Here is a 14,531-nt window from a genome sequence, read left to right as displayed (position 1 = left end):
CGGGGCAGTCTTTCCTTTTCCCTGCAAACCGGCTATCTTGGCCGTTACGCGACGCATGTCGCACTGTCTCCACTCCCGCACGGGGTTCCCCCGCTGCCCACTTCCACCAAGGTTTGCTCTCATGGCTCAGACGCGCCACCTTGTCCTGGGGCTCATGCCCCGTGGGGCCGATCCCGATACCCATTGGGCAGCCGGGCCCTGGTGTTTCGATACGGAAGAAGATTTCTTTCCCGGCTGGGAAGACAGCTTCGTCTTCGGCCGGGAGCCCCTGCGCGATCCCGCCACCCTGGACAGGGCCGTGCTCATGGCCCAGTCCCTGACCGTGGACAGCATCCCCGCCCTGGGGCGGCACCTGTTGGACCTGCAACGCCGTCGCGCCGAGGAAAACAATCCCGTCAGCACCCTGCTGGGCCCGGACGAGATCGACCTGCCCGGCGTCTACTGGGAGACCCTGCTGACGCCCTGGGCCTGCACGGTGGCGCGCCAGCTGGTGGAACGCTGGCTGCGCGTGCGCGCCATGGTGGAGGACTGGGGCCACCTGCCCCTGCATGTGGAGCTGCTGCCCGAGGACTGCGCCTTTTCCTTCGCCACGGAACACGATTTCGTCATGAGCGGCGCCCTGGGCGCGGACTGGAACACCTGGCTCATGTCCCGCCTGCTGGAGGCCGTCTGGCCCGAACGCTGGACCCGCTCCTACGCCCTGCCCGTGTGCGCCTCCTATGGCCGGCTCATCCCGCCGGAAGACAGCGGCAGCCTGAAACAGCGCCTGCGGGCCTGGGCGCGCTCCTGCGTGCTGCGCCTGCCCTGCCCGCCCCTGCGCGGCATGCGGCTGCATCAGGCCCTGCGCTATTCGCTGGCCCTGCTCCATCCCAGCCGCCAGTCCGATGCCAGCCGCCCTCTGGCCGCCCATTTCGGCAGCGCGGCCACCGGTGTGGAGCACGACCTGCCGCTCGATCCCCTGCCCATTTTCATCGGCGCCCTGCCCCAGACCCTTGCCGAGCTGGATCATCCCGACCACGTCGCCCCGGCGCGTGTCCCGCGCGTGCGCGTGGCCTCGGTCCGTGCGCATGAGGATACCCATTACCGCCAGAAGCTGGCCCTCTGGCGTGCCCGCGGCCACCGTGTCATGTTCGTCCAGCACGGGGGCAACGTGGGCCAGGTGCGCTGCCTGTGCGAGACCCCGCTGGTGGAGTTCAGCCAGCACGCGTTCGGCACCTGGGGCTGGAGCCATTACGAGGCCACGGGTGCGGGCAAGGGCGGCCAGTTCCTGCCGCTGCCCTATCCCCTGCTGGCCAACATGGCCGACCAGTGGCGCGGCGGCGACGATACTCTGCTCTTCGTAGGCGCGGAGATGCCCCTGTACGGGCACCGTCTCGACTCGCGCCCCACGCCCCTGCAATGGCTCCAGTACCGGGAAGACAAGCAGTGGTTCCTTGAGGATCTGCCCCGCCGCCTGCACGACAAGATCCTCTACCGCCCCCATTTCGACGCGCCGGGCTCGCTGGACGATGCGCCCTGGCTGTTGCCGCGCTTCCCCCATGTGCGCCTGTGCAGCGGCCCGCTGGAAGCCCGGATGCTCACCTGCGCCCTCATGGTGCTGGACCATCACGGCACCACCCTGCTCCAGGCCCTGGCGGCCAATGTGCCCACCATCGCCTACTGGGACAGATCCATCTGGCCCATGACCGACGAAGCCCTGGCCCGGCTGGACCTGCTGGCCGAGGCCGGCATCTGGCAGCCTTCCGCCGAGGCGGCCGCCGCCAAGGTCCGGGAAGTCTGGGACAACCCCGCCCGCTGGTGGCTGGATGAGCGCGTCCAGTCCGCCCGCCGGGCCTTCTGCCGCGAGCACGCCTTCGTCGATCCCAAGGGCCCGGATGCCCATATCGTTTCATTGCTGCAACGCCTGTAAGGAGACCTCCCATGTCCCGTATGTCCACCGGCAGCGCCCTGTGCCGCCTGCCGTTGTTCGCCCTGCCCGCCGTCCTGGCCCTGACCCTGCTGCTGCCCGCGCCCATCCCGGCGGCCGATACCGCGGCTCCCGCCCCTGACGCCGCTCAGGCCGCCGAAAGCGGCTCCAGTCCCGAAGAGCGCGCCGCGGAAGCCGTGCTGGGCGAAGTCCAGAGCGCCCTGGACAGCAAGGATTACAAAAAAGCCGTCACCCTGCTCACCCCGCTCACCAAAAACGGCAATGCCGAGGCCCTGTACATCCTCGGCCGCCTGACCCAGGACGGGCGCGGCGTCAAAAAGAGCCCCCAGCGTGCCGTGACCCTGTTCCGTCAGGCCGCCGACAAGGGCCTGGCCAACGCCCAGAACGCGCTGGCCACCGCGCTGGCCACGGGCGACGGCGTGCGGCGCAACTACGGCGAGGCCGGACGCTGGTTCCGCAAGGCCGCTGAGCAGGGCCTGGCCATGGCCCAGTATAATCTGGGCTACCTCTACGCCCACGGCCGCGGTGTGCGCAAAAGCGAGAACGAGGCCATCGACTGGTACGGCCGTGCCGCCAACCAGGGCCTGGCCGATGCCCAGTACTCCCTGGGCTGGATGTACCTCAACGCCAAGGCCAGCAACCAGGACGACACCAAGGCGGCCCACTGGTTCCAGCGCGCCGCCGAACAGGACCACCTCAAGGCCCAGAACAATCTGGCCTACATGTACGCCGAAGGCCGCGGCTTTGCCCAGGACAACCTCAAGGCTGTGGAATGGTACACCCGTGCCGCCGAGCGCGGCTATGCCGAGGCCCAGTACAATCTGGGCTTCATGTACGAACAGGGCCGCGGCGTGCCGCAGGACTACGCCAAGGCCGTGGAATGGTACCGCAAGGCGGCTGACCAGAACGAGCCCGCCGCCCAGTACAGTCTGGGCCTTATGTACGACCAGGGCACCGGCGTGCAGCGCAACCTTTCCGAAGCCACCCGCTGGTACCGTCTGGCCGCCAAGAACGGCGACCCTGACGCCAAGGCCTATCTGCGCGCCCAGAATCGCAAGTAACGACGGAGATTTTTTATGAGGGGGAGAGGGAGACCCTTTTGGAAAAGGGTCCTCCCTCTCCCCCTCATACTCCCCCTCTCCTTCCCTAAAACTTTTATTATGGCCCCTGACGGTCATCAGAGACGCCGAAACCGTGCCGGGCGTCCTGTTTTCCCCGGCAGCACAGAAACGCCCCGTATCAAGACGATACGGGGCGTTTTTATGCCATCCAGAGGAATATATGGACGAAGCGCGAGCCTTGCGCCGGGCCGATCCAGCCTTGCGACGCCATGCCCGCCATACAGCGACGGAGACCCGCCATACAGACCAGAAGAAAAGTTTTTTCGGGGTGGGGAAGAGCGCGAGAGGGGGAGGGGCAGTTTTTACCAAAAAACGCCCCTCCCCCTCTCGTATCTCTTTCCCCGGTTCAGACGGGGAGGATCAGTCGTCATGCCGGGCGGCACGACCGCAAAAACGTCCCTGCAGCTCGTTGAGCTGGTTCACGGCTTCGCGTCCGTTGGCGATGTTGTGCACCAGTATCTCGCTTTGCTGCGAAAAACGGTTGCCCACCCGCACGGTGTAGCTGTTGAACAGCCAGCTGCTGAAACCCGAGGTGAAGGCCGCATCTTCCATGTCCCGCCATTTGACGCCCACGGCGCCCCGGTTCCAGGGCAGGATGCCCCGGTACAGCCAGACGCCCTTGCTGTCGGCATACAAGTACACGCTGCGCACCAGCAGGACCCTGTAGACCATACACAGCACCAGCAGGGCGCCCACGCCCGCGAAAATCCAGAAAAATTCCGGCATGTAGCGCTGCCCGGCCACGCACAGGGCCACGCAGACCAGCAGCATCAGCACCGGTCCGGCCCAGGCCAGCCAGGACTGGCGATAACTGAGCAGGGGCCGTTCGGCGGCATCGCTGCCTTCAAGGATATGTTCATCAGACATGCGCGTTCCTCCTTGGAAAAGGACGTCGCCGTGAAGGGCTCCGGGGCGCAGGCACGCCCGCAAGAAAACACGAGGGGCGTGTCTTTGGGAAAAAGTCTCCCTTCCCCAGGACACGCCCCATCACCTCACAACATCAGATCTCGCTGCCCGGGGCCAGATGCAGCAGGCGCTCCAGTTCGGCGGTGGCGGCATCGCTGTCCCGGCCCTGGCGACGGGCCAGATCGGGCAGGTTGTCCACGGCATCGCAGGGGCGCACATACAGCGGCTCGATGTCCTCGGGAGCATAGTCACCATGCCTTGCCAGCAAACACAGGGCCTCGGTGGAGGCATGGATGCAGGCGGGCAGGCAGGTCACGGCAGGCAGGTTTTCCAGCGGCGCGCAGGCGTCCGCATTGCGCCGCAGGCCCGTACCGCAGACCAGCGTGGCGTCCGCCGTATCGGCCGTGATGGCCGCCACGGCCTCGGCCGGCGTGCACAGGGACACGCCCTGCAGGGGCTGGGCCGGGATCTCGGGCCCGTAGCTGATGAAAGGCTGGCAGTGGACAAGGTTGCGGCGGGCATGGGTCAGGACCCAGACGTGGCCGCCGTAGAGCATGCCGCGCCGCATGACGGCCGTGGTGGCCAGGGCCTGCATGTAGTCCAGCCCGGCCAGCTGCGCCCGGCCGCAACGGCGCAGGGCGGCGGCCGTGGCCAAGGTCAGGCGGATGCCCGTAAAGGAGCCCGGCCCGCGCACGCAGGCGATGCGGCGCAGATCGCTCCACCGGATGCCCAGCGACGTGGCCAGCTCGGCCAGCGCCGGGGCCAGGATCTCCGTGGCCCGCTCGCTGCGGTACCATTCCTGCGCACAAAGGATGGCCTCATCCTCCGTGACCACGATCTGCAGCACGCCTTCAGCGGCGTTGAGTATCAGCTCCAGTCCCGTTCCCGGGACAGCGTGTGTCGCCATATCGATTTCTCCCGCCGGACGCTAGGGGGCCGTCTTTTCCACGGCCGGGGCCTCGTCCGGCGTATTGATGATGCGTGTCACGTCGTTGAAGGTGGCAAAGATCATCAGGCTCAGCAGCAGGGCCATGCCCACGCGCATGCCCCATTCCTGGATCTTCTGCGGCACGGGGCGGCGGAAGATCATCTCGATGAGGCAAAAGAGCATCTGGCCGCCGTCCAGCACGGGCACGGGCAGCAGGTTGAGGATGGCCAGGTTGATGCTGATGAGCGCCGCCAGACCGAGCACGCCCACAAGGCCCTGCTCCGCCTGCTGGCCCACCATCTGGGCGATCATGATGGGGCCGCCCACCTGATCGGCGGGCACCACGCGCTGGGCCAGCTTGACGAAGCTCTGCCAGGTCAGGTCCACCAGACGCCAGGTCTGGACAAGGCCCGTCTTCAACGCCTCGGAAAAGCCCAGTTCTTCCACGCGCACCGAGCCCAGCGGCCCGATGCCGATGAGCCAGGCTTTCTCATCCTCGCCAAAGATGGTCTTGCGCGTGCTCCACTGCGGCGTCAGGGTCAGTTCCAGCTCCGTGCCCTGGGTCATGCCCTCGGCGGGCTGCCGGGCCACGGTCAGGGTCAGGGGACGGCCGTTGGCCTCGGCCACGGTCGGGGATATCTCGTCCCACGAATGGAGGGGACGGCCGTCGATGCTCAGGATCAGGTCGCCCTTCTGCAGACCGGCCTGTGCCGCCGCGCTCTGGGGCATGACGGCGCCCACCTGCGGCAGCATGACGGCATTGCCCCAGCCCCAGGCCACCACCCAGCACAGGATGCAGGCCAGCAGGATGTTGGCGAAGGGCCCGGCCGCGATCACGAGGAAGCGCTGCCACGCGGGCCGCAGGGAAAAGCATTCCTCCCGGGTGAAACCGCTGGGGATGTCGTTCTCGTCGTTCTCGCCCACCAGGGCCACATAACCGCCCAGAGGCACCAGCGACAGGGCGTATTCCGTCTTGCCGTGACGGTATTTGAGCAGTTTGGGGCCAAAGCCCAGGGAAAAGGTGGACACGCCCATGCCCAGCCAGCGGGCCACGGCGAAATGTCCCAGTTCATGGAAAAAGATCAGGCCGCCAAGGACAATGATGGCGGCAACGATGGTCGTCAGCACTCGTCAACTCCGGCGCGGGCCAGCTGTTTCACCAGCTCGCGTGTTTTCAGGTCAAGGCGCGACATGCGCTCTGTCAAGATAGTCACTTCCCGTTCAAGGGCAAGACTGTCATCGCCGCTACAGGACAGCGGCGGGCAGAACGGTTCGTGCCCCGGCTCGCCGGCGGCATGGGCATCCATGGCGGCCGAGACCAGATCCGCGATGTCGGCAAAGGCGCATTTGCCGGACAGGAACAGCTCCACGGCGGCCTCGTTGGCGGCGTTCATCACCACCGACATGCCGCCGCGTTCCCGCAGGGCGCGGCGCGCCAGCTTCAGGGCCGGGAAGGCCTCGTCGTCAGGGGCGAAGAATTGCAGGGTACCGGCCTTGACCAGATCCAGCGGCGGCACGCCCGTATCCACGCAGCGGGGCCAGAACAGGCAGGCCGCGATGGGGATGCGCATGTCCGGCGTGCCCAGCTGCGCCAGCTGGCTGCCGTCCGTGAACTGCACCAGCGAGTGCACCAGCGACTGCGGATGCACCAGCACCGTGATCTTTTCCAGCGGCACGCCGTACAGGTGGAAGGCTTCCACCACTTCCAGGGCCTTGTTCATCATGGTGGCCGAGTCGATGCTGATCTTGGCGCCCATCTTCCAGTTGGGATGATCCAGGGCCTGCGCGCGGGTCACGTTGCGCAGCTCCTCGCGGCTGCGGCCGCGGAACGGGCCGCCGGAGGCCGTCAGCAGCAGGCGGTCCACCTCCTGCCCGCGTCCGGCCAGGCACTGGAAGATGGCGTTGTGCTCGGAGTCCACCGGCAGGATGCTGGCATGGGTACGGGCGCAGACCTGACGCAGCATGTCACCGGCCAGCACCAGCGATTCCTTGTTGGCCAGGCAGATGACCTTGCCCGCCAGCGCGGCCGCCAGCGTCCCGGCCAGGCCCGCCGCGCCCACCTGCGCCGAAAGCACGGTGTCCGCTTCGGGCAGGGCCGCCAGACGGGCATAGCCTTCGCTGCCCACCAGGATCTCGGGGGTGTAGCCCGTGGGCAGCAGCTTGCGCAGGCCCGCTGCCGAAGCCTCGTCCAGCACGGCCAGATACGGGGGCCGGAACTCCTGGGCCTGCTCGGCCAGGGTCTTGATGTTGCGCGCGCAGGAAAGGCCCAGCACCACGCATTCACGCCGCCGCGAACGGATAGCCGCCAATGTGTTGCCGCCGATGGAACCGGTGGAACCCAAAAGGACAAGCTGGCGCACGCCGCGCCGCCACGCCTCGGAAGGCGCTTCCGAAATATACCGAATCGCAGGGCCGTTCAGCCCGGGCCACAGATCTGACATGTGTTTCTCCTTTGTCTCCGGGACAAAATCGTCCACAGCATGCCAAAAATCCCTTGCCGCGTCGAGAGCGGGCCGGAGGGAGGAAGGAGGGGGATGCAAAAGTATTTGCGGGGGAAGGGAGGGGACTTTTTCCAGCGGAAAAAAGTCCCCTCCCTTCCCCCGGCCCCCCTTCCCTCCCCCAAAAACCGCTCACAGGGCGAACAGGATCATGGAGGGAGTCTCGGGGAAAAAAGGACTGGATGACACGACAGGCAGAGATGGAAAAAATGTGGCCCTTTCGCCTTCAGGCTGTCTTCCCCAGGAGTTGAGCGTGCCGCCCCTCCTACGGCGTCCCCCACACAGCACCGGGGACCAACATGGGGCACGGGGGTGCAGGGGGGCTGGGGGCACGCTTGACCCCGCCCGGATGTCGGGCAATGGCCGTCATCCGACGGCTATTCCACAGAGGGCAAGCGGATCTATTCCCCGCCAGCGTCCCCCCAAAAACGCCAAAGGGGCCGGCCTCCAGAAGAAGACCGGCCCCTTTGCAAAATCGGGCTCAGCACGGGCAGCCGACGCTTCCATCAGCTGCCGGCGGCATGACGGCTAAAAGAAGAAGAACCACTGGTCCACGACGGCGAACATGGGCATGGCGAACAGGATGCTGTCCGCACGGTCCAGGATGCCGCCATGGCCGGGCAGCAGGTTGCTGGAGTCCTTCACATGCACCGCGCGCTTGAGGGCGGATTCGAACAGGTCGCCCAGCTGGGCAAAGGCATTGATGGCGATCCCCAGCAGGGCGAAGGCCCACCAGCTGGCGCTGCCCAGGCAGGCGCCGTAGATGGTGCAGAAGATGACGCAGCCCACCAGACTGCCCACCGCGCCTTCGGAGCTCTTGTTGGGGCTCACGCGGGGCCACAGCTTGTGGTGCCCGAAGCGGGTGCCCACGAAATAGGCGGACGTATCGGAGACGGCCACGGCCGCCAGCACGAAGATGAGCTTGGTGGTGGAAAGATAGGTGGCGGGCAGCAACAGCAGCGGGATGTAGGCCAGACCGGCCATGAAGATGCCGCTGGCGGCAAAGGCGGGCACGCCTTCCTCTTCCACCTCGTTCCAGCGGAACAGGAAGCTCATGGCAGCCAGCACGAAGCCCGCGCCCAGGCAGACCAGGGCGTCCTGCGTGCGGTGGGCCCAGGTCAGCGTCAGCATGCCCCAGCCCAGGGCGATGGCGCAGACGCGGCTGGGGATGCGCTTGTTGCCCCAGAACAGGGAGAAGAACTCCCACAGGCCCAGCGCCGCCACCAGCAGGATGAGGGCAAGCAGCACCCAGCCCCGCAGGACGAGGGCAAGAACGACGATGGCGGCCAGAACGAGGCCGGTGATGGTGCGGCGGATGTCGGTGGCGTGATCAACGGCCATTGATTTGCTCCTGGGTTTTCCCGAATCGGCGCGAGCGTCCGGCGTAGACGGCCAGGGCCTCGTGCAGGGCCTCCACGCCGAAGTCGGGCCAGGGCGTGGGGGTGAAGTAGAATTCGCTGTAAGCGCACTGGTAGAGCAGATAATTGCTCAGGCGCTGTTCTCCGCTGGTGCGGATGAGGAAATCGGGGTCGGGCTGTCCGGCGGTGTACAGATGGTCGGCCAGGCTCTGTTCGGTGACGTCCTCGGGGCGCAGGCCCTCGGCCATCATGCCGCGCACGGCGCGCACAAGCTCGGCGCGGCCGCCGTAGTTGAGGGCCAGGTTGAGCACCATGTCCGTATTGGCCGCCGTGCGGCGCAGGCCGTGGCGCAGGGCCGTACGGGCGGCCAGGGGCAGGGCCTCCATGTCGCCCAGGATGTTCAGGCGGATGCCCTCGCGCTCCATGCGGGGCACTTCCTGGCCCAAAAATTCCAGCAGCAGGGAGAACAGGGCCGAGACTTCGGTCTTGGGCCGCGACCAGTTCTCGCTGGAAAAGGTGTACAGGGTCAGGTGGCGGATGCCCAGACGGCGGCATTCGGTCACGATGGTGCGCACGGTCTCGGCACCGGCACGGTGCCCCGCCTCGCGCGGCAGACCGCGGGCCTGGGCCCAGCGGCCGTTGCCGTCCATGATGATGGCCAGGTGTACGGGAAGATGGGTAAGCGTTTCGCTCATGGTACCTCTCTGAACCGGGGACGACAGGCCCGGAAAACATGACCGTGCCGAAAAAAACACGGCCCGGTGCCCCTGGGGCTGGCCGGGCTGCGGAAAACGTCCGGGAGCGGCAGGGCCGCTCCCGGAAGGCGGACACTAGATGTCCATGATTTCCTTTTCTTTGGCCTGGCTGCGCTTGTCGGCATCGGCCACGAACTTGTCGGTCAGCTTCTGCACTTCGGCTTCGGCCTTCTTCTGTTCGTCTTCGGTGATGGTCTTTTCCTTCTCCAGCTTCTTCAGGGAGTCGTTGGCATCACGACGCACGTTGCGCACGGCCACCTTGGCGTCTTCGGTGTACTTGCGGGCCACCTTGACCAGCTCCTTGCGGCGCTCTTCGGTCAGCGGCGGGATGTTGATGCGGATGATGCGGCCGTCATTGACCGGGGTCAGGCCCAGGTCGGACTTGAGGATGGCCTTCTCCACCACGGAGATGCCGCCCTTGTCCCAGGGCTGGATGGTGATGGTGCGGCTGTCGGGCACGGCCACGGAAGCCATCTGGGAGATGGGGGTGGGGGTGCCGTAGTAATCGGCCTTGATACCGTCCACCAGGGCGGTGGTGGCGCGACCGGTGCGCAGTTTCTGGAAGTCGCGCTCCAGAGCGGCCATGGCTTTTTCCATGCGGTCTTCGGTATCCAGAAGGATGGTATCGATATCCATAAAATCTCCTTACGGACTGTAGAGTTCGAAAAGATCGTGACTAGCAGTCGTGCACGATGGTGCCCACCTGCTCGCCCAGGATGGCACGGCGGATGTCGCCGCCCAGCATGCGGCAGACGATGATGGGCACGTTGTTGTCGCGCACCAGGGCAAAGGCAGCGGCGTCCATGACGCCCAGATGGCGGGACAGGGTCTCGTCATAGCTCAGGCTGTCGTACTTGACGGCATCGGGGAACTTGGCGGGGTCCTTGTCGTAGATGCCGTCCACCTTGGTGGCCTTGATGATGGCATCGCACTGCAGTTCCATGCCGCGCAGGGCGGCGGTGGTGTCGGTGGTGAAATAGGGGTTGCCGGTACCGGCGGCGCAGATGACCACACGGCCCTTTTCCAGATGGCGCATGGCGCGGCGACGGATGAAGGGCTCGCACACTTCCTGCATGTCGATGGCGGACAGAACGCGGGTGGGGTAGCCGAATTTTTCCAGCATGTCCTGCACGGCCAGGGCATTGAGCACCGTGGCCAGCATGCCCATGTAGTCGGCGGAGGAACGTTCCATGCCCTTGGCGGAACCGGAAAGGCCGCGGAAGATGTTGCCGCCGCCGATGACCAGGGCAAGTTCCACGCCCATGTCGAGCAATCCGCCGATCTCCTTGCAGATGGTGCCCACGGTTTCGGGGTCGATACCGGTTTTCTGCTCTCCGGCCAGGGCCTCGCCGCTCAGCTTGAGCAGCACGCGCTTGTACTTGAGTTCAGCCATATGTTCCGCCTTGGTTGAAGCCGGCCACGCCGGCTGTTGCTTTCATGGATCGTCCGATACCGAACAGCAGACATTCGGACGCGCTCTTTTCATCATAGCAAAAAACGTCGCTATCTCAAAGCACTTTTACCATGCCGCCCCCGCAGGACGGCACGGGACGGCCCTTTGCAAGGCGGCCTGTACGACCGGGGCGGGCACGCCGTACGGGCAAGGGACGCCGTATGGCCGGGGCGACATGCGCTCCCGCCCGCCGCCTCCTTCCCTGCCCCGCCGGGACGTCCCTGCGGTTTCCCCGGCCGGGAGGACATGCGGAAAAACACCCCGCGTCGTTCCCCTCCGCGTCGCCGGGCATGCCTTTGTCGCCGCCCCCTGCATCGAGCCCGGATGGTGAGGCGTCGCAAACGGACGCCCCGATACGCATACGGACACCGCCGGGGAACGCAACCGGAGCGGGAGCCTATTTGCCTGCCCCCGTCTTTTGCGGTATCGGAAAGAGTCCCGAACCGAAGCCGCGCGCAGACCCGGCAAGGAGTCCCCATGCTCGAATGCAACAACCGTTTTGAAGATCGCGCCTTCCTCCTGCTGCTGGCCGGCGTCTCGCTGGCTTTCCTCTGGATGCTGCGCCCCTTCTTCGATGTCATCTTCTGGGGCATCGTCATCGCCCTGCTCTCCACTCCCGTCTACGATGCCCTGCAACGCCGCAGCATGGGCCGCAACCTGGCGGCGCTGACCTGCGTGATCCTGAGCCTGGTGCTCATCATCGTGCCCTGCGCGTACATTTTTTATACGTTCATCAACGAGGTGGCCAATCTCTACGGCCGCCTGACGTCCGGCGGACATGACATCCGCGAGACGCTGGAAAAGCTGCGCGAGGTGGCGCCCGGCGTGCAGGACTGGCTCACCCGCTACGGCTACGGCCCCGAGGTCATCACCCAGAAACTTTCCGAGCTGGCGGTCAAGGTCAGCGGGCTGGTGGCGCGCAACACCGTGGCCCTGGGCGGCAGTACGGTGAACTTCCTCGTGGACCTCTGCATCATGCTCTATCTGGCCTTCTTCCTGGTGCGCGACGGCAAGCAGCTGCGCGTGCTGCTCATCCGGGCCCTGCCCTTTGGCGACCACCGCGAGGATCTGCTCTTCGCCAAGTTCGCCGAAGTGCTGCGGGCCACGGTCAAGGGCAGCCTGCTGGTGGCCATGGCCCAGGGCGCGCTGGGCGGTCTCATCTTCTGGATACTGGGCATCAAGGCCCCGGTGCTCTGGGGCGTGGTCATGACCCTGCTCTCGCTCATCCCGGTGGTGGGCGCGGGCGTGGTCTGGGCGCCGGTGGCCGGGTACCTGCTGCTCACGGGCGATTATGTGTCCGGCGTGGTGCTGCTGGCCTACGGGGTCTTCGTCATCGGTCTGGCGGACAATATCCTCCGCCCCGTCCTGGTAGGGCGCGATACCAAGCTGCCGGACTTCATGGTCCTGCTCTCCACGCTGGGCGGTTTCTCGCTCTTCGGCATGGACGGCTTCGTGACGGGCCCCATGCTGGCCGTGCTCTTCGTGACGGTCTGGAAGATATTCATGGACGAATTCAAGCCGCCCCTGACGCTGGACGGCAGCGCCCCCGCACAGGATGCGGACGGGGACGGCCCTGCGGCATGACGCAAAAGGCCACCCGCAACGGCGGGTGGCCTTCCATTACCTGCCCCCCGGCAGGTGAAAGATAGGGGACGGGATCCACGGCACCCGTCCCCTGTATGCGACAGCCTCCCACAGCTGCCGCTCCGGCAGCAAGGAAAAGGGGAAAGGAGGAGAACCTGATTCCTTGCTTCCGGTCAATCCTGCTGTCCCGGCGGGGATGTTCCCATCCCCGGCGTCCTGCAGCGGCCCGGGACACACGGGCCGTCCGGCATGCCCTTCCGGGCACCGGCGGCAGACGCCGCCCCGCCGAGACAGCTAATGTTCCAGACGGCGGACCAGCACCTCGTCGATGCGGTTGCCGTCCATCTTCACTATCTTCATCCGCCAGCCCTGGATGCGCACCCGCTCGCCTTCGTGCGGGATATGCCCCAGGGCCTCCAGCAACAGCCCCGCCAGTGTGGCCGAGGAGCTGCGCGGCGGCAGGTGGATGCCCAGCCAGGAGGTCACGGCATCCACGGTCAGGCGGCCGGGCATGAGCCACGAGCCGTCAGGCTGGCGGCAGGCTTCGGGCCCGGCGGGCATGTCGCCCATCTGGCCTGCCAGCACGCTCACCAGATCCGTGGGCGTGATGCAGCCCACCACGCTGCCGTATTCGTCACGCACGAAGGCCAGGGGCGTGGGTTCTTCGCGAAAAGTTTCCAGCATCTCCGTCAGCGAGGCATGCTCGAAGATCGTGGGCGCGGGCCGCAGCAGGGGCCGCACGCTCCAGACACGCCCGCTGCCGTCATCCTGCGGCGCTGCCGTACCGGGACGCTCCGTGCCCGTCACGGGCCCCTGGGGCGTCACGGCCGCCAGATCCCCGGTATGGATCACGCCCAGCACTTCGTCCCTGTCCGGGTCCAGCACCGGCAGCCAGGGCGAGAGGCTCTCGCTGGCAAAACGGCAGGCCGTGGCATAGTCGGCCTCGCTGTCCAGCCAGCGCACCCGGTGGCGCGGGGTCATGATGAAGCGGGCCGTGCGTCCGCTCAGGCGGATCACGCGGGCCACCATGTCGCGCTCTTCCGGCTCGAACAGGGGCTGGGCATCGCTCTCGCTGGCCAGGGCCGCGGCATCGCGCCGCGCTTCTTCCTCGCCGGGACGTCCGCCGCCCAGCAGCCCCAGCACCGCCATGGCCATGGATTCACGCATGTCGCGCATGCTGATGCGCTTGCGGCGGTTGCGCAGGGCCACCTGGTTGCAGATCTCCACCAGCACCGAGAAGCAGATGGCCGCGTAGAGATAGCCCTTGGGGATGTGGTACCCCAGACCGTCCATGAGCAGGCTCAGGCCGATCATCATCAAAAAGCCCAGACACAGGATGATGACCGTGGGGTGACGCTCCACAAAACTTGTCAGCGGCGCGGCGGCCATGACCATGACCAGCATGGCCACGACGACGGCCAGCATCATCACCGGGATATGGTCCACCATGCCCACCGAGGTGATGATGGAATCCAGGGAGAACACGGCATCCAGCACCAGGATCTGGATGATGACCTGCCAGAAGCCCGAGCGCGTGGGCGCCGAGGAGTATTCGGCCATGCCGCCTTCCAGGCGCTCGTGCAGCTCCATGGTCCCCTTGAGCAGCAAAAAGATGCCGCCGCCCATGAGGATGAAATCTCGCCACGAGAAGGCTTTGCCGAAGATCGTGACCAGAGGCTCGGTCAGACTGACGATCCAGGCGATGGCGGAAAGCAGCACCAGGCGCATGACGAGCGCCAGACCAAGACCGGTGAGGAAAGCCCGGCGGCGCTGTTCCTGCGTATGCAGGCGCGAGGTGAGGATGGAGATGAAAACGAGGTTGTCGATGCCCAGCACGACCTCGAGCACGATCAGGGTGCCCAGCCCGGCCCAGGCCGAGGGATCGGCGATCCACGAGAAATCCCACATGGGAGCTTTCCGCCTCCTTGCGGCAGTGATGCTGAAGTGATGCCCGGCCCTCCCGCTCCGCACGGAGTCCCGGACTGGATGGAGGCAGCATAC

Annotated in this window: 12 protein-coding genes; 3 read left to right on the top strand and 9 right to left on the bottom strand. The window is 66.3% G+C overall.

What is annotated here, in order from left to right:
* Positions 1 to 121 precede the first annotated feature (121 nt).
* Positions 122 to 1,909, top strand: a complete 1,788-nt coding sequence (locus Q4I12_RS06305; RefSeq protein WP_302261068.1) for an LIC12162 family transferase — start codon at positions 122 to 124, stop codon at positions 1,907 to 1,909.
* Positions 1,910 to 1,920: 11 nt separating this feature from the next.
* Complete coding sequence (locus Q4I12_RS06300; protein ID WP_302261066.1) at positions 1,921 to 2,988, top strand: tetratricopeptide repeat protein; 1,068 nt, start codon at positions 1,921 to 1,923, stop codon at positions 2,986 to 2,988.
* 420 nt (positions 2,989 to 3,408) lie between these two features.
* On the opposite strand, the gene Q4I12_RS06295 is transcribed toward Q4I12_RS06300, so the two are convergent.
* The 8 genes from Q4I12_RS06295 to pyrH form a co-directional block, all read right to left on the bottom strand.
* Positions 3,409 to 3,915: a hypothetical protein gene (locus Q4I12_RS06295; protein ID WP_297158523.1), complete on the bottom strand. Its 507-nt coding sequence runs from the start codon at positions 3,913 to 3,915 to the stop codon at positions 3,409 to 3,411.
* Positions 3,916 to 4,048: 133 nt separating this feature from the next.
* Positions 4,049 to 4,861 carry a tRNA (adenosine(37)-N6)-threonylcarbamoyltransferase complex dimerization subunit type 1 TsaB gene (gene tsaB / locus Q4I12_RS06290; protein ID WP_204674326.1) on the bottom strand — a complete coding sequence of 271 codons (813 nt, stop codon included), beginning with the start codon at positions 4,859 to 4,861 and terminating at the stop codon, positions 4,049 to 4,051.
* A gap of 21 nt (positions 4,862 to 4,882) precedes the next feature.
* Positions 4,883 to 6,010: an RIP metalloprotease RseP gene (gene rseP, locus Q4I12_RS06285; RefSeq protein ID WP_204625519.1), complete on the bottom strand. Its 1,128-nt coding sequence runs from the start codon at positions 6,008 to 6,010 to the stop codon at positions 4,883 to 4,885.
* Positions 6,004 to 7,323, bottom strand: a complete 1,320-nt coding sequence (gene dxr / locus Q4I12_RS06280) for a 1-deoxy-D-xylulose-5-phosphate reductoisomerase (protein WP_168935881.1) — start codon at positions 7,321 to 7,323, stop codon at positions 6,004 to 6,006. Before dxr ends, rseP begins: the two co-directional genes overlap by 7 nt.
* Before the next feature lie 585 nt (positions 7,324 to 7,908).
* Entirely contained in the window at positions 7,909 to 8,721 is an 813-nt protein-coding gene (locus tag Q4I12_RS06275) for a phosphatidate cytidylyltransferase (protein WP_168935880.1), read from the bottom strand.
* The gene (gene uppS / locus Q4I12_RS06270) at positions 8,711 to 9,433 is read right to left on the bottom strand and encodes an undecaprenyl pyrophosphate synthase (RefSeq protein WP_297139706.1); all 723 of its coding nucleotides are present in this window, start codon (positions 9,431 to 9,433) and stop codon (positions 8,711 to 8,713) included. Before uppS ends, Q4I12_RS06275 begins: the two co-directional genes overlap by 11 nt.
* A gap of 135 nt (positions 9,434 to 9,568) precedes the next feature.
* Positions 9,569 to 10,129: a ribosome recycling factor gene (gene frr / locus Q4I12_RS06265; protein WP_168935878.1), complete on the bottom strand. Its 561-nt coding sequence runs from the start codon at positions 10,127 to 10,129 to the stop codon at positions 9,569 to 9,571.
* A 40-nt stretch (positions 10,130 to 10,169) separates the two neighbouring features.
* Positions 10,170 to 10,886: a UMP kinase gene (gene pyrH, locus Q4I12_RS06260; RefSeq protein ID WP_006007843.1), complete on the bottom strand. Its 717-nt coding sequence runs from the start codon at positions 10,884 to 10,886 to the stop codon at positions 10,170 to 10,172.
* Between the two features lie 537 nt (positions 10,887 to 11,423).
* Here pyrH and Q4I12_RS06255 point away from each other — a divergent pair.
* Positions 11,424 to 12,530 (top strand): AI-2E family transporter, encoded by a 1,107-nt coding sequence (locus Q4I12_RS06255; protein ID WP_168935877.1) that lies wholly within the window; start codon positions 11,424 to 11,426, stop codon positions 12,528 to 12,530.
* Positions 12,531 to 12,824: 294 nt separating this feature from the next.
* Here the strand turns inward: Q4I12_RS06255 and Q4I12_RS06250 are convergent, their stop codons facing one another.
* Complete coding sequence (locus Q4I12_RS06250; protein WP_297139716.1) at positions 12,825 to 14,438, bottom strand: TerC family protein; 1,614 nt, start codon at positions 14,436 to 14,438, stop codon at positions 12,825 to 12,827.
* Positions 14,439 to 14,531: the final 93 nt, after the last annotated feature.

The organism is Desulfovibrio piger (assembly GCF_951793255.1).
GTDB lineage: Bacteria > Desulfobacterota > Desulfovibrionia > Desulfovibrionales > Desulfovibrionaceae > Desulfovibrio.
This window is presented reverse-complemented; position numbering and strand designations above follow the sequence as displayed.